General features: G+C 71.3%; 16 protein-coding genes and 1 tRNA gene. 10 read left to right on the top strand and 7 right to left on the bottom strand.

What is annotated here, in order from left to right; translation table 11 throughout:
* Positions 1–83: 83 nt before the first annotated feature.
* Complete coding sequence (locus IH68_RS0110390; protein WP_030931925.1) at positions 84–1,031, top strand: peptidoglycan-binding domain-containing protein; 948 nt, start codon at positions 84–86, stop codon at positions 1,029–1,031.
* A gap of 129 nt (positions 1,032–1,160) precedes the next feature.
* Here IH68_RS0110390 and IH68_RS0110385 read toward each other — a convergent pair whose 3' ends face one another.
* Complete coding sequence (locus tag IH68_RS0110385) at positions 1,161–1,820, bottom strand: HAD family hydrolase (RefSeq protein WP_030931922.1); 660 nt, start codon at positions 1,818–1,820, stop codon at positions 1,161–1,163.
* A 161-nt stretch (positions 1,821–1,981) separates the two neighbouring features.
* Positions 1,982–2,563 carry a TMEM165/GDT1 family protein gene (locus IH68_RS0110380; RefSeq protein WP_030931919.1) on the bottom strand — a complete coding sequence of 194 codons (582 nt, stop codon included), beginning with the start codon at positions 2,561–2,563 and terminating at the stop codon, positions 1,982–1,984.
* 378 nt (positions 2,564–2,941) lie between these two features.
* Here IH68_RS0110380 and IH68_RS0110375 point away from each other — a divergent pair, with 378 nt between their 5' ends.
* From IH68_RS0110375 to IH68_RS0110355, 5 genes are all read left to right on the top strand, one after another.
* Positions 2,942–3,586 (top strand): HNH endonuclease family protein, encoded by a 645-nt coding sequence (locus IH68_RS0110375; RefSeq protein WP_030931916.1) that lies wholly within the window; start codon positions 2,942–2,944, stop codon positions 3,584–3,586.
* A 128-nt stretch (positions 3,587–3,714) separates the two neighbouring features.
* Entirely contained in the window at positions 3,715–5,358 is a 1,644-nt protein-coding gene (locus IH68_RS0110370; protein ID WP_030931913.1) for an alkaline phosphatase D family protein, read from the top strand.
* Positions 5,359–5,551: 193 nt separating this feature from the next.
* A complete protein-coding gene (locus tag IH68_RS0110365) occupies positions 5,552–7,441 on the top strand; it encodes an FAD/NAD(P)-binding protein (protein WP_030931910.1) in 1,890 nt (629 codons plus the stop codon).
* Between the two features lie 83 nt (positions 7,442–7,524).
* Entirely contained in the window at positions 7,525–7,980 is a 456-nt protein-coding gene (locus tag IH68_RS0110360; RefSeq protein ID WP_030931908.1) for a DoxX family protein, read from the top strand.
* Positions 7,981–8,219: 239 nt separating this feature from the next.
* Positions 8,220–8,831, top strand: a complete 612-nt coding sequence (locus tag IH68_RS0110355; protein WP_030931905.1) for a DedA family protein — start codon at positions 8,220–8,222, stop codon at positions 8,829–8,831.
* Between the two features lie 167 nt (positions 8,832–8,998).
* On the opposite strand, the gene IH68_RS0110350 is transcribed toward IH68_RS0110355, so the two are convergent.
* Entirely contained in the window at positions 8,999–9,223 is a 225-nt protein-coding gene (locus IH68_RS0110350; RefSeq protein WP_030931896.1) for a DUF2277 domain-containing protein, read from the bottom strand.
* 93 nt (positions 9,224–9,316) lie between these two features.
* Here IH68_RS0110350 and IH68_RS0110345 point away from each other — a divergent pair, with 93 nt between their 5' ends.
* Positions 9,317–10,216: a ketopantoate reductase family protein gene (locus IH68_RS0110345; RefSeq protein ID WP_030931894.1), complete on the top strand. Its 900-nt coding sequence runs from the start codon at positions 9,317–9,319 to the stop codon at positions 10,214–10,216.
* 31 nt (positions 10,217–10,247) lie between these two features.
* On the opposite strand, the gene IH68_RS0110340 is transcribed toward IH68_RS0110345, so the two are convergent.
* On the bottom strand, positions 10,248–10,772 hold the full coding sequence (locus tag IH68_RS0110340; protein ID WP_030931892.1) for a GNAT family N-acetyltransferase: 525 nt from the start codon (positions 10,770–10,772) through the stop codon (positions 10,248–10,250).
* Between the two features lie 78 nt (positions 10,773–10,850).
* Positions 10,851–11,813, bottom strand: coding sequence for a DMT family transporter (locus IH68_RS0110335; RefSeq protein WP_030931890.1), 963 nt, complete (start codon positions 11,811–11,813; stop codon positions 10,851–10,853).
* A 257-nt stretch (positions 11,814–12,070) separates the two neighbouring features.
* Between IH68_RS0110335 and IH68_RS0110330 the strand changes: the two genes are divergently transcribed.
* Positions 12,071–12,397, top strand: coding sequence for a hypothetical protein (locus IH68_RS0110330; RefSeq protein WP_030931888.1), 327 nt, complete (start codon positions 12,071–12,073; stop codon positions 12,395–12,397).
* A gap of 54 nt (positions 12,398–12,451) precedes the next feature.
* Here IH68_RS0110330 and IH68_RS0110325 read toward each other — a convergent pair.
* Positions 12,452–12,523, bottom strand: a tRNA-Val gene (locus IH68_RS0110325).
* Positions 12,524–12,696: 173 nt separating this feature from the next.
* Here IH68_RS0110325 and IH68_RS0110320 point away from each other — a divergent pair.
* Both IH68_RS0110320 and IH68_RS0110315 read left to right on the top strand, forming a co-directional pair.
* Complete coding sequence (locus IH68_RS0110320) at positions 12,697–13,479, top strand: DUF4097 family beta strand repeat-containing protein (protein ID WP_030931886.1); 783 nt, start codon at positions 12,697–12,699, stop codon at positions 13,477–13,479.
* A gap of 81 nt (positions 13,480–13,560) precedes the next feature.
* A complete protein-coding gene (locus tag IH68_RS0110315; protein WP_030931884.1) occupies positions 13,561–14,934 on the top strand; it encodes a hypothetical protein in 1,374 nt (457 codons plus the stop codon).
* Positions 14,935–15,158: 224 nt separating this feature from the next.
* Here the strand turns inward: IH68_RS0110315 and IH68_RS0110310 are convergent, their stop codons facing one another.
* Positions 15,159–16,436, bottom strand: a complete 1,278-nt coding sequence (locus tag IH68_RS0110310; protein ID WP_030931881.1) for a hypothetical protein — start codon at positions 16,434–16,436, stop codon at positions 15,159–15,161.
* Positions 16,437–16,486 lie beyond the last annotated feature (50 nt).

Here is a 16,486-nt window from a genome sequence, read left to right as displayed (position 1 = left end):
TCCGGGGGCTAACGGCACGGAGTGAAGATGACCTGGATAACCTCTGAAGTTCGCGAGGGGAGCGTGAAGGGAGGGACGAACGCGTGACAGACCCGAAAGGTCACCAGTGCCCGGAGTGCGGAGCGCCCAGAGGGGCGGACAACACTCCGTCCTGCGGCTGCACTCAACGGGCGTCCGACGCCCTGCGCGACGCCCGTACGGCCGAGCAGGCCGCGGCGGAGGACTTCGACCCGCTGCGGATACGGCCGTATGTAGAGCTGGAGGGGGCGGGGAGCGAGCCCGCCGCGCCTCCTGTGGTGCCGGCGGTCGAGGCGACGATGCCGTTACGGGCGGTGGATGCCGAGGTGCCGAGCGCCGACGATCTGCACCTGTTCGAGGGCGCGGGCACGGGAGACACCGCGGACCCGTACGACGAGGACGACGCGGCGGGCAGGGGGCGCCGCAGACATCGCACCGTGCTGCTCGGTGTCGGCGGGGCGGTCGTCGCGGTGATGACAGCAGCCGGGATGGCGAGCGGGCTGTTCTCCTACGAGGCGCCGACGCGGGACACCGCGCTGCCCGACGACGTACGGGCGAGCGTGCCGGACGTGTCGCCGAGCCCGGAGTCCGCGTCGCCGTCGAAGAGCGCCACGTCCGTACGGCCCGCACCGCCGGTACCGGTGGTCAGCGCGAGCCCGTCGCTCTCGCCGTCCCCGTCGGCGACGAGCGCCTCGCCGAGCCCGTCCCGGTCGCCCGAGCCGACCCGGACCGCGCCTACGGCCACCGCCGGCGCCAGCATCGGAGCGACCGACAGCCGCCAGAAAACACCGCCCGTGCTGCGCCGCGGCTCCGAGGGCCCCGAGGTCACCGAACTCGAACTGCGCCTGACCCAGCTCGGCCTCTACACGAGACAGCCGGGCGGCCACTACAACGAGGGCGTCGAGGACGCGGTCAGCAGATACCAGTGGGCGCGGGGGATCCAGGGGGACGAGCTGGGGGTGTACGGGGCGGAGACGCGGGCGTGGCTGGAGTCGGAGACGTCGCAGCCATGAGGCCGCGCGCCTCCGGCTGGGGGCTGCCTTCTTTGGGACGGGCGCTTCGGCCTGAACGGCCTGGTCCTCAAACGCCGGACGGGCTGAAACACCCCACCCTGCGCAGCCTGCGGGCAATCCCCAGCCAGGTCACCCGACGTACAGCCGAATCCCCCCACCGGCCACACCCTCAACCCGCACACGAGTCAAATCCCGCACCACCACATCGGGCTCATACAGATCGGCGCGCGCTCCGACGCCGACAACCCGCATCCCCGCCGAGCGCCCCGCCTGGATCCCGGCCGCGGAGTCCTCGAAGACGATGCAGTCGGCCGGGTCGACACCCAGTTCCGCGGCCCCCTTGAGGAAACCCTCGGGATCCGGCTTGCTGGCGCCCACCGACTCAGCAGTCACCCGCACCTCGGGAAGCGACAACCCCGCCGCCCCCATGCGCGCCGTGGCAAGAGCCAGGTCGGCCGACGTCACCAGAGCATGCGGCAGCCCATGCAGCGAGGCGAGGAACTCAGGCGCCCCGGGGATCGCTACAACGCCGTCCACGTCGGCGGTCTCCTCGGCGAGCATCCGGGCATTGTCGGCGAGGTTCTGCTCCATCGGCCGGTCGGGCAGCAGCAGAGCCATGGAGGCATGGCCCTGACGTCCGTGCACCACCTTCATGACCTCGTCGGCGTCCAGCCCGTGCCGTTCGGACCAGCGACGCCAGATGCGCTCGACGACGGCGTCGGAGTTCACGAGGGTGCCGTCCATGTCCAGCAGGAGGGCGCGGGCGGTGAGGACGGTGGTGACCGTCATCGGCAGCTCCAGGGCGCGAGGGAGGAAACAAGGCGGCCCCGCCCGCCGGTCAGGGAAAACGGGCGGGAGCCACTTTGTTTCTCTACGGTACAAAACCAGCCCGGCATCCGCCAGTGCCCCCGGAAACAGTTCACCCGGTGTTCAGCTCACCCGCGCTCCGCTCACCCGGCGACGGCCTCCCACAGGCTCCACACGCCGAGCGCCAGCATCAGCAGCGCCGCGATCCTGGTGATGAGGGCCAGCGGCACCCGCTTCATCAGGGCCTTCCCGCCGACGATCCCGAGCCCGGCCACCGCCCACAGCGCCAGCACCGCCCCAAGGCCGACGGAGAGCGGGTCGTCGTAACGGGCCGCGAGGTTCGCCGTCATGATCTGGGTCAGGTCCCCGAACTCGGCGACCAGGATGAGCATGAACCCGGCGCCCGCGACCTTCCAGAAGGACTGGTTCTCGGGCTTGCGGACCTCCTCCTCGTCCTCGCCCTTCCTCATCAGCAGCACGGCGGCGCCGCCCAGGAAGAGGACTCCCGTGAGCGCATGGACGATCTGCTGGGGGAGCAGGGTGAGCACGCTCCCGGCCGCCACGGCCAGCGCGACATGCAGCGCGAACGCAGCGGCCACGCCGGCGAAGACGTACGAGGCGCGGTAGCGGGTGCCGAGCACCAGTCCGGCGAGGGCGGTCTTGTCCGGCAGTTCGGCAAGGAGGACGACGCCGAACACCAGCGCCGTCACGGTGAAGCTGATCAAGGTTCCTCAATCGGTCGGGGCCGCCCCGCCGAGAGTGCTGTGACTGCGATCGACACCTCGGCGCGGCAGCACACAGCGGAAGACACAGATGTGCACTGCTTTGCCGAAGGTCTCGCTGGCCGGCCCCGTCTCCGAGGCCTGCCTCCGGGCGCCGGCTCAGACGAGCTGAGCAGTATGTCGACGGTCCGGCGAAGAGCTACTCCCCTTCTGCGCCGTCCATGGTACGCGATCGCCACGCGGCCGAAAGTTCGACCGTAAACCTTGTCGTGTCATGTACGCGACACTAACTTCTTACCGAACGCTCACCTCCGCGCAACAAGGCACCGCGAGCATTCCCCTGCTCGCACCCCAACGTCCCCGTCTCCCAAGGGAGTTCGCATGCCGAAGTTCTACGCGCGTCGACGACTCAGCATACTCGCGGCTCTTACCGGACTCATAGCCTCTGCCGGACTTCTCAACGGTCCGACCGCCTCCGCCGCGCTTCCCACCCCGGTCAGCGCCGCCACCGCCCGCACCTACCTCGCCTCGCTCACGGTGGCGACCGAGGACCGCACCGGCTACGACCGCGACCTCTTCCCGACCTGGATCACGATCTCCGGGACCTGCAACACCCGCGAGTACGTCATCAAGCGGGACGGCAGCAACGTGGTCACCAACTCCGCCTGCACCGCCACCAGCGGCTCCTGGTACTCGCAGTACGACGGGGTCACCACCACCGACCCGAGCACCTTCGACATCGACCACCTGGTCCCGCTCGCCGAGGCCTGGGACTCCGGCGCCAGTGACTGGACCACCGCCCAGCGCCAGGCGTTCGCCAACGACGTCACCCGCCCTCAGCTGATCGCCGTCTCCGCCAGCTCCAACCGCTCCAAGAGCGACCAGGACCCGGCCGAGTGGGTGCCCACCCGCTCCGCGTACGTCTGCACCTACGTCCGCGCCTGGGTCCAGGTGAAGTACTACTACGACCTCTCGGTCGACTCCGCCGAGAAGTCCGCGCTGACCAGCTACCTCGCCGGCTGCTGATCCCGCGGATGTTGCGGCGGATTCTGTAAAGGGACCTCCCCGCCGGCCCCTGTCGTTCCGTACCGTACGGGGCGACGGAGGAGGGCGAGCCCCGGAGGCGAGCCCGACCATGGAAAGGGCGGGCTGACGTGGCCGAACTGCGCCTGGGTCCACTGCTGAGGTATGCCGACGGCTCGTCCGCGACCGTCTGGGTCGAGGCGAGCCGTCCGTGCACCGCCGAGGTGCGCTGCGCGGACGGCGCCCGCGGCGAGGCCCGCACCTTCCAGGTCGCGGGCCATCACTACGCCCTCGTGCCGGTCACCGGGCTCACGCCGGGCACGACGACGCCGTACGACGTCCTCCTCGACGGCACGCGCGTGTGGCCGCTGCCCGAGGCGCCCGGCTCCCCGCGGAGGTTCCCGCCCTCCGTCATCCGCACCTCGCACGAGGGCGACGGTGTCCGCGTCGCCTTCGGCTCCTGCCGCTGGGCCGCCCCGCCCGCCGACGAGCACGACCCCGTCGGACCCGACGCGCTGGACACCCTCGCCGCGCGCATCGCGGCCGATCCGGACGGCGAACGGCCCGACGTACTGCTGCTGTTGGGCGACCAGGTGTACGCCGACGAGACCTCCGAGGCGACGCGCCGCTGGCTGGCCGCCCGCCGCGACCTGAGCGACCCGCCGGGCAACGAGGTCGCGGACTACGAGGAGTACACCCGCCTCTACTACGAGTCGTGGCTCGACCCCGAGGTGCGCTGGCTGCTGTCCACCGTGCCCAGCTGCATGATCTTCGACGACCACGACGTCATCGACGACTGGAACACCTCCGCCGCCTGGCTGGAGGACATGCGGGCCACCCCCTGGTGGCGGGAGCGGCTGCTGAGCGGCCTGATGTCGTACTGGGTGCACCAGCACCTGGGCAACCTGTCGCCGGCCGAGCTGGCCGCCGACCCGCTGTACGCGGCCGTATGCGAACTCCCCGACGGCACGGACGAGTTGCGCGCCTTCGCCTGCAAGGCCGATGCCGACCCCGCCGCCGTGCGCTGGAGCTACCGCCGCGACTTCGGCCGCGTACGCCTGCTGATGGTGGACACCCGCGCGGCCCGCGTGCTGGACGAGGACAACCGCGCGATGCTCGACCTCGGGGAGACCGAGTGGCTGCGCGAGCAGGCGCTGACGGAACGCGGGTCGTACGACCACCTCCTCATCGGCACCTCCCTGCCCTGGCTGCTGCCGCACCTGGTGCACGACGCCGAGGCGTGGAACGCGGCGCTGTGCCGGGGCGAGCGCGGGGCGCGCTGGGCGCGGTTCGGGGAGGATCTGCGGCGGAGGGCCGACCTGGAGCACTGGGCGGCCTTTCCGGCCTCCTTCGCCGCGCTGACCGAGCTGATCGCCGAGGCCGGTTCGGGGGCTCAGGCGCCGGCGACGGTGCTCGTCCTGTCGGGAGACGTGCACCACGCTTATGTGGCCGAGCCGAGCTGGCCCTCCGCCGCCCCGGACGCCCGCGTCCTGCAGCTGACCTGCTCCCCGGTCCACAACTCCGTCCCCCTGTCCATCCGGATCGGCTTCCGCTTCGGCTGGAGTGCGGCGGCCCGGGCCCTCGGCCGGCGGTTCGCCCGGCACGGGCGGTGCGAGCGGCCGCCGGTCGGCTGGCGCAGGAAGGGCGGGCCCTGGTTCGGCAACCAGCTGATGACGCTGACGCTGAAGGGCCGTTCGGCACGGCTGCGTCTGGAGCAGGCGCAGCCGAACCGGGTGCTGAAGACCGTGGAGGAGTCCACTCTCACCCCCACCTGAAGCAGCACATGAAGCACCACATGAACCGCCCATGAGGGACACATGAGTGTCAACGGGGTGTCTGAGACGCGCGTTGGCTTCCGTGGCGCGCGAGGGCATGATGAGGCGGACCGTCCGCTTCCGTTCTGGCGGTCTGCTGCCAATTCCGTTCCAGCGGTCTGCTGCCAAGCCCCCCACGCCCGGAGTCACCCCTTTGTCTGCACCGATCGCAGAACACCCGACCGTCTCCCTTGCCGTGGTCGGCGCAGGACCGCGCGGCACCAGCGTCCTGGAACGCCTCTGCGCCTCCGTGCCGGAACTCCTCCCGCGGGGCGTACGGCTGACCGTCCACGTCGTCGATCCCGCACCACCCGGGCCCGGCAGCGTGTGGCGCACCGCCCAGTCCCCCGAGCTGCTGATGAACACCGTGGCCTGCCAGGTGACCCTGTTCACCGACGACAGCGTGGACTGCTCGGGACCGGTCCGGCCGGGCCCCAGCCTGTACGAATGGGCGGACGGCGAGCTGGGCGCGGACGAGTACCCCACCCGCGCCCGGTACGGCCGCTACCTGGAGTGGGTGTTCGCGAAGGTGGTGCGCGAGGCGCCGCCCTCGGTACGCGTCCAGACGCACCGGGCGCGGGCCGTACGGCTGGACGACGCCCCCGACGGCCGCCAGAGCCTCACCCTCGACGACGGCCGCACCCTGACCGGCCTGTCCGCCGTCGTGCTCGCCCAGGGCCACCTCCCGGCCGCCGCGGACGCGGAGCAGCGCCGCCTTGCGGACCACGCCGACCGTCACGGCCTGCTCCACTTCCCACCCGCCAACCCGGCCGACGTCGACCTCTCCCCCATAGCCTCCGGTGAACCGGTGCTGCTGCGCGGCCTGGGCCTCAACTTCTTCGACCACACGGCCCTGTTGACCACGGGCCGCGGAGGCCGGTTCGTCTCCGGTCGCCGCGGTCTGCGCTACGTCCCCTCCGGCCGCGAACCGCTCCTGTACGCCGGCTCCCGGCGCGGCATCCCGTACCAGGCGCGCGGCGACAACGCGAAGGGGCCGTACGGCAGACACACCCCGCTGGTCCTCACCCCGGAGGTGATCGCAGGCTTCCGCAAGCGCGCTGACTCCGGTGAGGCGCCCGACTTCCTGACCGAGATATGGCCGTTGGTGGCGAAGGAGGTGGAGACGGTCTACTACGCGGCGCTCACCGGCCGGGAGGACTTCGCGGACCGCTTCCTCATGGTGCCCCATCGCGCTCCCCAAGAGGCGTACGTACTCGACGAGTTCGGCATCCCGGCGGACGACCGCTGGAGCTGGGACCGGATCTCCCGGCCGTATACGGAAGGGCAGTTCGCGCATCAGCGGGAGTGGCGGGCGTGGCTGCTGGCGTATCTGCGCGAGGACGCGGCCCAGGCCGCCCTCGGCAATGTGGACGGCCCGCTCAAGGCGGCCCTGGACGTGCTGCGCGATCTGCGCAACGAGCTGCGGCTGATCGTCGACCACGGCGGGCTCACCGGCGTCTCCCGCCGCGAACACCTGGACCGCTGGTACACCCCGCTGAACGCCTTCCTCTCCATCGGCCCGCCCCGGCGGCGCATCGAGGAGCTGGCCGCGCTGGTTGAGGCGGGGGTGGTGGAGGTGCTCGGGCCACGCCTCGAGGTGCGGCCCGAACCGGGGGCGTGGGTGGCGCGCTCCCCCGAGGTGCCTGGGTCGGCAGTGCGTGTGACAACCCTCATCGAGGCCCGCCTACCGGAACCGGATCTGCGGCGCACCGCCGACGAACTCCTCGCCCGGCTGCTGAAGACGGGACAGTGCCGGCCGCATGCCGTCGACGGTTACGAAACCGGGGGGCTGGACGTGACGGAACGGCCGTATCGTCTGATGGACCGTCAAGGCCGCCCGCACTCAAGGCGGTTCGCGTTCGGGGTGCCCACGGAGGGCGTGCACTGGGTGACAGCCGCAGGAGCCCGCCCCGGAGTGGATTCGGTCACGCTTTCGGACGCGGATGCGGTCGCCAGAGCCCTGCTACGTGCGGCTGCGGGCGAAACGGAACCGGAAACGGAAGCGAATCGATGGCCGAATGTTGAACTTGCAAGCATCGATTAGGTAGACCTACCGTGAATTACTCGCTCGGCTCGTCCCCCGACCGGTTCGCCCTGGACCGGCCCGACCGAAGGAGTACCCCCCACATGACCGCCCGCCTCAACAACGCGCAGCCGTACGCCCTCGGACTGTTCCGCATCGTCGTCGGCCTGCTCTTCGCCTGCCATGGCGCCGCCGCGCTCTTCGGCGTCCTCGGCGGCGTGGCCGGCACCAACGGCGGCACCGTCGAGACCGGCGCCTGGCCGTTCTGGTACGCGGCCGTCATCCAGCTGGTCGGCGGCGTCCTCGTACTGCTCGGCCTCGGCACGCGTGCCGCCGCGTTCATAGCCTCGGGCTCGATGGCGTACGCCTACTTCAAGGTGCACCAGCCGAACGCCCTGTGGCCGATGCAGAACGGTGGCGAGGCCGCGGCGATGTTCAGCTGGGCCCTTCTGCTGCTGGTCTTCACCGGCTCCGGCGCCTTCGGCCTGGACCGGCTGTTCGCGAAGCGCGCCACGGCGCAGGACAAGGCCGCGGCGGAGCAGACGCCGGTCGCTGCCTGATCCTGTGCGCTGATCCCAGGGCCTTCCCCCGCCGGCGGGGGAAGGCCCTGCACGTTCAAAGGCCCTGCGCGCCCAAGGACAGCGGCCGGGTGAACGTCCTGTGCCGATCACATGCGCCCCCCATGAAACTCCCGTCACAGCCCCGGCGTACGCTGTATGGCTGTCATGGCCGCCCTTGCCGCTCCCTCGCGACGTTCGCGGCACGGTCCGGTCCACGGGGGAGTCACGGGGAGTTTGCGGTGCTGGAGAGTGTGGGGCTGCTGACCGGCAGCCCATGGATCTACGCCATGGTGGCGCTGTCGGTCCTGCTCGACGTGTTCGTGCCGGTCCTGCCGAGCGGCGTGCTGGTGATCACGGCCGCCACGGCGGCAGCCGCGGGCTCGGCGAGCGGCCGGGTACCGCACGGGGTCCCCGACATCCTGGCCCTGACGCTCTGCGCCGCCACCGCCTCCGTCCTCGGCGACCTGGTGGCGTACCGGCTGGCCTGGCGCGGCGGCGAACGCCTGGACCGCGCCATCGCGCGTTCACGCCGGCTGACCACCGCGCAGGAACGTCTCGGCGCCGCCCTGGCCCGCGGCGGCGGCGCCCTGGTCATCCTCGCCCGGTTCGCCCCGGCCGGCCGCTCGGTCGTCTCCCTCGGCGCCGGCGCCGCCCACCGCCGCGCCCGCGACTTCCTCCCCTGGTCCGCCCTCGCGGGCCTGACCTGGGCGACGTACAGCGTGGCGCTCGGCTACTACGGCGGCCAGTGGCTGGGCACGACCTGGGTGGCCACGGCGGTATCGGTGCTGGCACTGTTCGGGGCGGGGGCGGGAGCGGCGTATGTGATGCGCCGGCCGGCGAAGGCGTCGTAGGCCTGAGCAGGTCGGGCGAAATCCGCGCCGGGTCGGGCAGCGCCCCTTTAGGGGCGCAGGGCTGTATCGAAATGCCGCTCCGCCGCATGGGCGCGACCAGCCACGACGCAGCCGCAGACGAACGACGACCCATCGCACCCCGCGGCGGAGCCGCAAACCGAACCGCGCTAGGCGGAAGCCTTCTGCCCCCGCACCTCAAGCCCCGCCAACAACTCGGCCGTGGCCTCGGCAACCGCCTCGACGGCGCGGTCGAAAACCTCCCGGTTGTGCGCGGCCGGCGCCCGAAACCCGGACACCTTCCGCACGAACTGCAGGGCCGCAGCCCTGATCTCTTCCTCCGTCGCCTCTTCGGGCAACGCGGGCGGGCGAAGTGTCTTGATGCTCCGGCACATGGGACCAGTCTCACGCACTTCCACGGCGCCTGGAATGATCGTTGCGAGGCGGCCACCGTTCCGGGGCCGACCGACGAAGGGAACAACAGAATCATGGCGAACGAACTCACTGTTGCCGTCCTCGGCCCCGGCGGCATCGGCGGACTGCTCGCCGGGCTGCTGTCCCGCGCCGGCCACCGTGTGATCTGCCTGGCCGGCGAGACCACCACGGCGACGCTGCGCACGGACGGGATCCACATCCGCAGCGGCCTGTACGGCGACTTCACGGCCCGTGTGGACGCGGACACCGCCCTGCGGGAACCGGTCGACGCGTGCCTGGTCGCGGTCAAGCACGCCTCCCTGGACGCCGCCCTCGACCGCCTCCCGCCGACGGCCCTCGGCGACGCCCTCCTCGTACCGTTCCTGAACGGCGTCGAACATCCGGCCACCCTGCGCGCCCGCTACCGCCCCGACCTGATCGCCCCGGCCGTCATCCGCGTCGAGTCGACCCGGGTCGCGGCGGGAGTGATCGAGCACGGCAGCCCCTTCGCCGAGATCGACCTGACCGGCGAGGGAGTGGACCGCGGCCGGCTCGGCTCCCTCGCCGAAGCTCTCGACACCGCCGGTCCGGCAACCCGCGTGCTCGACGACGAGACGGCCGCCCTGTGGGCGAAGATGTCGTTCCTGGCGCCGTTCGCCCTCCTCACCACCAGGTACGGCCTCCCGCTCGGTGACGTACGCACCCGGCACCGCGACGAGCTGACGGCCCTGGTGGAGGAGACGGCCGCGGTCAGCCGCGCAAGCGGCGGCCCGGCGGATCCGGCCCAGGCACTCGCCCGCTACGACGCCTTCCCGCCTCAGACCAAGTCCTCCATGCAGCGCGACGCCGAGGCGGGCCGCCCGCTCGAACTGGACGCGATCGGTGGGGCGTTGCTGCGCGCGGCCGAGCTGCACGGGGTGAGTGTGCCGGTGACGGCGCGGGTGGTACGGGAGTTGAGGGACGGCAGCCGCTAGACGCCGGTGCGGCAGGGGCGGAGCGGTCCCGTCATCCGGGCCGGCGTATGGACTGCAGGTCCACCCGCCAGTCGTTGGACGTGATCCAGTGCCCCTTCGGGTACTCGATGTCGACCGGCCCGAGCAGGGTGAACCCGGCCCGTCGGCAGACGGAGTTCGACGGGCCGTTGTCCTTCTTCGGAAAGGCGTGCAGATACCGGTGCTCACCGGCATCCCGCGCGGCCTGAGCAACGGCCCGCGCCGCCCCCACGGCCAGCCCTCGCCCCTGGAACTCTGGCAGCACCCCCCACCCCGCCTCCCACACCGTGCCGCACCGCCACTCCCGGGCCCAGAACCCGACCGAGCCCACGCTCTCCCCACTGCCCGCCAGCACGACCCGGTACATCTGGCCGGGCCCCGCCTCCAGGTACCGACGGTGCCGGTCGGCAAGCTTCTCCTCGCTCTCGGGCCCGCCCAAGTGCGCCGTCATCTCAGGGCTGTTGGCCCGCCGCAGCAGCCAGAAGTCGCCCTCGCCCCAGGGTTCCAGCCGCACCTCTTCCGCGTCCGCGAAGTCCATGCCGCCTACCATAGGAGCCGGGTCTGACAACGCCCCGGCTCCACCGGTGTCCTGCGCATCGGGCCCCGTGCCCGGCGGCTACCGTCCCCGGCTGCCCGCCCCGACCGGGACGGCCAGGAGAACCAGCCCCAGACCGAGGACGGCAAGACCGCACCAGGAGGCGCCCGGCAGGCGTTCGCCGAGCACGGCGACCCCCAGGACCGCCGCCACGGCCGGCTCCGCCAGCGTCAGTGACGTGGCCACCGACGCCGGCGTGCGGCGCAGCCCGTGCCCGAAGAGCCGGTAGGCCAGGAAGACGGTGAACAGGGCGAGATACACCGCCACCGCCGCACCGCGGGTGGTGGCGAGCCAGTGCATGTCGACGGCGAGGAGAAGTGGCAGGACGAGGAGCCCGGCCGCGCCGAACAGCACACCCATCACCGCATCGGACGGGTGCCCACGGCTGATGAGCCTGCCGCCGATCAGCGAGTAAACGGCGTACGACAGCCCGGCGCACGCGGCGAGCACGACGCCCGTCGGATCCATCGGCGTGGCACGTCCGGCGAGTTCGGGACCCAGCACCAGAAGGGTGCAGCCCAGCACGGCCGCCGCGGTGGCGACGGCCCAGCGGGCGGTGGGCCGGGCCCGGCCGGTGATCCAGGACAGCAGTCCGGCGAAGACCGGCGCGCTGCCCAACGCGATCACGGTGGCCACCGCCACACCGGTCCGGGCCACCGCGGGATAGAACGTGACCGGATAACCGGCCACCGCCAGGGCACCGAGCACGAGCAGCCACCGCTCGCGGCGTGTGCAGGCGGCGGGCAGCGCGCCGGCGCCGCGTGAGGTGAGGAACAGCAGGATGCCGCCGAGGGTGAGACCGGCGCAGCCGATGGCCGCCGCCGGTGCGCCGGCCGGCGCCAGGGAACTGGCGGTCCCGGTCGTCCCCCACAGCACTGCCGAGGTGAGGATGGGCGCGGGGCCGCCGAGGGGACCGGTACGGGAAGGGCGCGGGCCGGTGGCAGCCGGGCGCGCGGGAGTCAGAGGGGTCGTGCGGTTGGGCACAGTCGTGATCTTCCGTCGTCGAATGCGTCTGGGACTCGATCCGAAACGGGCGCACGACAAAGGCCCCTGACCGCCCCGAGGGCGTGGGGGCCGGGAATCAAACCGTCAGTGTCTGCGCCCGGTCAGGCGCAGAGGGGCGGCAGTACGACGTGCCAGTAGGTGTTCACCCCGCGATGGTATCTGCGCGGGGCCACCCGTCCGCATGAACCCCGGGAAGGAACTCGCATCCCAAATTCGAACAGGCGTAGCATTGGGCCGTGGCTACGACCTACGACTTTCCGAGTGACCTCCTCGCCGGTCAGGAGGAGCTGCATCAGGTCCGTTCGGAGCTGTCGGCCCTGCTCAAGCGGCTGCCCTGGTCGGTCGAGCCCCTGGACGGCTTCAGCGACACAGGCGGCTGGCGCAAGGTGGAGCGCCCCGCCTCCCCCGGCTGGACGGCCGACGAACAGGCCGAGGTGGAGAAGCTCCGCCGGCGCGAACACGAACTCGCCGTGTTCGTCAGCACCCACCGCTTCTGGGCGGAGGTCGCGACCGGAGAACGAGTGGACGCCCGCACCAGGCTCAAGCACGCACACGAGGCATGATCGGCATGACGCAAGAGGACCCCGGCCATGATCGGCCGGGGTCCTCTTCCCGTGTGGGCGCGGACGGTTTCGAACCGCCGACATCCTGCTTGTAAGGCAGGCGCTCTACCCCTGAGCTACGCACCCGAGACGAGTCGACAGCCTACCTTGCCCGAGGCAGTGCCCTGCAAACCCGTATCGGGACGCGGCTCGTGCGGGGGTTAGCCCTACCTCGGATCGGGGAGTGACCCGGATCCCGCCGCGTCCCCCCGCTCCGTACGGTCGAAGCACCTTCAGCATCCGTCCAGGGGGAGATCGTCATGGCTCGCGTCCGTACCCGTCCCGTCGTCGTCCGCACCGGTCTCGCCGCCGGAGTCGTCGTGGTGCTCGTCGGGGGTGTCGCCGCCTGTGGGGCTTCCGCGGGGGACGACAAGGATCCCGATCACCGGTCGTTCGCGCTGACGGGGCACACCCTCACCGTCGACTCCGACGACTCGGCTCTGGAGATCGTCGCCGCGGACGGGAATCCGGCGGGGAAGGTCGAGGTCACCCGGTGGTTCCAGGGCACCGTCGCCATCGGGAAGGACCCGAAGGTGAGCTGGAAGATGGAGGACGACCGGCTGACGCTGCGGATGAAGTGCTCCGGTGTCGTCGCCGACTGTTCGGCCAGGCATCGGATCGAGGTGCCGCGCGGGGTCACCGTGAAGGTCGAGGACGGGGACGGGAGCGTGCGGGCGCGGGGCTTCCAGGATGCGCTGAGTATTCGTACGGGGGACGGGTCGGTGCATGTCACCGACTCCACCGGGCCGCTGGAGATGCACACCGGGGACGGGTCCGTGCATGCCGCCGTGTCCTCGCGGCGGGTGCGTGCCGAGACGGGCGACGGTTCCGTGGACCTCGAACTCGCTGCCGTACCCGACCTGGTGGACTCCCGCAGTCACGACGGTTCCGTCACCGTCGCGCTGCCCAAGGCCACGTACCGGGTGACGACCGAGACGGGCGACGGCTCGGTGGATGTGTCCGTGCCGCGGTCCGACTCCAGCTCGCACGTGGTGTCCGCGCGCAGCGGTGACGGAAAAGTCACCCTCAAGACCGCGAACTGACCGGCCCGTGTGTTCGTCCTTAACCGGTGGGAGAATGAAACGAGGCACCGGCCAGGACGGATGACAGCACGGGAGAGGGATGTGACGGCGACACCTTCGCAGCCGTACTCGCCGTTGGTGCCGCGTGCACACCGTCAGGCGTTCAGGGATGTAGTCACGCTCCTTGCCCTGCCTCTTGTCGCCGCGCTGGTGCTGCCCGCCGCGTTCGCCGGCGGGGGCACCCGGCGCTGGTTCGGCGGGCGGGCCGAGAGTCAGCGGGCCGAGGCGCAGGCCGCGAAGGACGCCGCGGCGGCCGCGTTCTACGAGCTGGACACGGCCCAGCGCGATCTGCGGATCTCGATCGAGACGATCACGGCCGTGGACAACACTCCTGCCGCCCGGCGGGCGGTGTCCGACTTCGAGGCGCTGGGGCGGCGGATCGACGAGGCCAGCCATCGCTATATCGAGGCCGTCGACGCGCACGACCTCGACCGGGACGACCTGGAGGCGTCGGTCGCGGCACACGCGCGTACCGAGCTCACCAAGGCCAAGGACGATCTGGCGAACGTCAAGCGGGAGCTGGATCGTTTCGGCGACAGTCTCGGGCCGCTGCTCGGCAAGGCGGAGACGCAGCTTGCCCGGCTGGCTCCGGCGGTGGAGCGGGCGAGGCAGGGGCTGCTCGCCGCTTCGAACGCGCTGGACGCCGTTCGGGAGACGAAGCTCAGGGCAGACGATCTCGCGGCCCGTCTTGCCGCCCTCGGCCCCGAGCTGACAAAGCTCAACCAGGGCGCCGGGCAGCACGGGGTGCCGCAGACGCTGGAGCGGGCCGAACGGGTGGCGCGGGAGGCCGAGGCGATCCGGGTGGAGGCCGAGCGGCTGCCGCAGAAGGCGGCCGAGATCGACCACCGGCTCGTCTCGCTGCGCACACGCGCGCAGGCGCTCACCACGCGTGCCGGACAGGTCGACCCGGTGCTGAGCGAGTTGCGGCGGCGGTTCGTGGCGGCGTGCTGGCAGGACCTGCAGCACGTGCCGCAGCAGGCCGCGGAGAACGTGCGCCAGGCGGAGCTGAAGCTGAAGGAGGCGCAGGCGGCGCGGGACGCCCAGCGCTGGCCGGACGCGACCTCGCTCTTGTCGACGGTGCGGGCGCTGCTGAACACGACCGACGAGTCGGTGTCGGCGGCGCGGGACCGGCTGCAGCGGCTGAACGCCGTGCAGAAGGACCCGCAGCAGGAGATCGACCGGACGCGGTTCGCGATCCGGGACGCGCAGCGGCTGGCGATGACGGGCCGGACGACGCCGGATCCGCGGCACGCGCGCCCGCTGGACGACTCGGTGGCCCGGCTGGAGCGGGCGATCGCCTCCCTGGAGGGCCGCCACCCCGACTACTGGCACTTCCTCACGGAGACGGAGGCGGTGCGCGAGTCGGTGGCCCACGTGGTCTCGCAGATCCGGGAGGAGCGCGGGGGCGGCCATTGAGCCGCCGCCCCCTTGAGCCTGGCTGCTGACTGCGACAGGCGTAGCGGTGTCGGCGTCGGTGGTGGCCGCGGTGAGGGCGGGGGCCCGGGTGTCGGCGGCATGGGCGGTGGAGAGCGGGAGCAGGGCGGCGGAGAGGGCGATCGCGGCCACGGCCGTACAACGGCCTCCGGCTGCGGCGGACTTGCCCGGTCTCACGGGGCTTTCTCCTTGCGGTGGGGGGTGGTTCACTTCACGACCGTCGACCACGCGGGCGACTGTGCGGGGTCCAGGCCGCGCAGTCGTGCCAAGGTGTCGGGCTTCTGCACGTCCAGCCAGTCGGCCAGTTCCTTGAAGGACACGCACTTGACGCCCTTCTTCGGGCAGACGTTCTTGACGATCTGGTCGACGGCCCTCATGTAGATGCCGCCGTTCCAGTCCTCGAAGTGGTTGCCGATGAACAGCGGGGCGCGGCTGCCGCGGTAGACGCGGTCGAAGCCGTCCATGTAGGAGGTGACGGTCTGCTGTTCCCACCGGGGGTAGTCGGCGGGGTTGCCGTGGGTCTCGCCGTCGGACTGGTTGGAGAGGAAGTTGAAGTCCGTCGACAGGCCCTGGTAGTCGGTGCCCGAGTACGGGAGCAGTTGCAGCGGGAAGTCCCAGACGCCGTTCTTCTTGCTGGGCCAGATCTGGAAGTCGCCGGTGGAGGAGGCGTCGTAGCGCCAGCCGTAGCTCTTGATGGCCTTGAGCAGGTTCTTCTGGCCCTCCAGGCAGGGGGCGCGGCCGCCGGTGACCTCCGTCTTGAAGTCGAAGGGCAGGGCGGGGACGTCGTCGAAGCCGGTGTTGGTCTTCCACTTCTCGGCGAACGCATAGAACTGGTCGATCTCGCTCTTCCACTCGTCCACGCTCCAGTCGCCGCCGCCCTTCTTGCCGCAGAAGTGGCCGTTGAAGTGGGTGCCGATCTCGTTGCCGTCCTGGTAGGCGAGGCGCAGTTGTTCCAGCGTGGTGCGGATGTGGTCGTCCGTGGCGAAGTCGACGGCGACGGAGCCTGCCGGGTGCTGGGGAGGGTGGTAGAGCTTCGCCTTGTTCTTGGGCAGCAGGTGGATGCCGGTGAGGAAGAACGTCATATGGGCGCCGTACTTCTTCGCCAGCTCCCGGTAGTGGGAGAAGAGATGGTCGCTGCCCTCCAGTGCGCCGTCCCAGGAGAAGACGACGAACTGGGGTGGTTTCTGGCCGGGCTTGAGAGGCTCTGCCTTCAACTCACCTTGCTGCGGTCCGGTGTTGGAGGTGGATCCGTCGCCGAGGATCTTGGTCTTTCCGTCCCAGGTGGGTGACGGGGTGGGGCTGGGGGCGGCGGCCTTGGGGCCCTTGTCGGTGTCCGCGGCGGGCTGGGGCTGGTCCTGGCGGGTCAGTATCAGGGAGGCGGCGACCAGCGAGGCCACCATCAGGAAGGGGGCCAGGGTCGTGAACCCCAGCCGGGTGGTGCGGCGGTCGGGGCCTGAGCGGCGTCGGCCGGTGGGAGGTTTCATGCCGGGCATGCGGTGTTCCTGGGGCATGCGGTGCTCATTCCGCGAAGGGG

It is taken from the genome of Streptomyces sp. NRRL S-646, from assembly GCF_000720765.1.
Taxonomy (GTDB): domain Bacteria; phylum Actinomycetota; class Actinomycetes; order Streptomycetales; family Streptomycetaceae; genus Streptomyces.
This window is presented reverse-complemented; position numbering and strand designations above follow the sequence as displayed.

What these genes read in the sequence shown, in the direction of transcription:
- IH68_RS0110310 (WP_030931881.1), bottom strand. Translation starts at nt 16,436, where the DNA reads ATGAAACCTCCCACCGGCCGACGCCGCTCAGGCCCCGACCGCCGCACC.
- IH68_RS0110320 (WP_030931886.1), top strand. Translation starts at nt 12,697, where the DNA reads ATGGCTCGCGTCCGTACCCGTCCCGTCGTCGTCCGCACCGGTCTCGCC.
- IH68_RS0110345 (WP_030931894.1), top strand. Translation starts at nt 9,317, where the DNA reads ATGGCGAACGAACTCACTGTTGCCGTCCTCGGCCCCGGCGGCATCGGC.
- IH68_RS0110350 (WP_030931896.1), bottom strand. Translation starts at nt 9,223, where the DNA reads ATGTGCCGGAGCATCAAGACACTTCGCCCGCCCGCGTTGCCCGAAGAG.
- IH68_RS0110360 (WP_030931908.1), top strand. Translation starts at nt 7,525, where the DNA reads ATGACCGCCCGCCTCAACAACGCGCAGCCGTACGCCCTCGGACTGTTC.
- IH68_RS0110375 (WP_030931916.1), top strand. Translation starts at nt 2,942, where the DNA reads ATGCCGAAGTTCTACGCGCGTCGACGACTCAGCATACTCGCGGCTCTT.
- IH68_RS0110385 (WP_030931922.1), bottom strand. Translation starts at nt 1,820, where the DNA reads ATGACGGTCACCACCGTCCTCACCGCCCGCGCCCTCCTGCTGGACATG.
- IH68_RS0110340 (WP_030931892.1), bottom strand. Translation starts at nt 10,772, where the DNA reads ATGGACTTCGCGGACGCGGAAGAGGTGCGGCTGGAACCCTGGGGCGAG.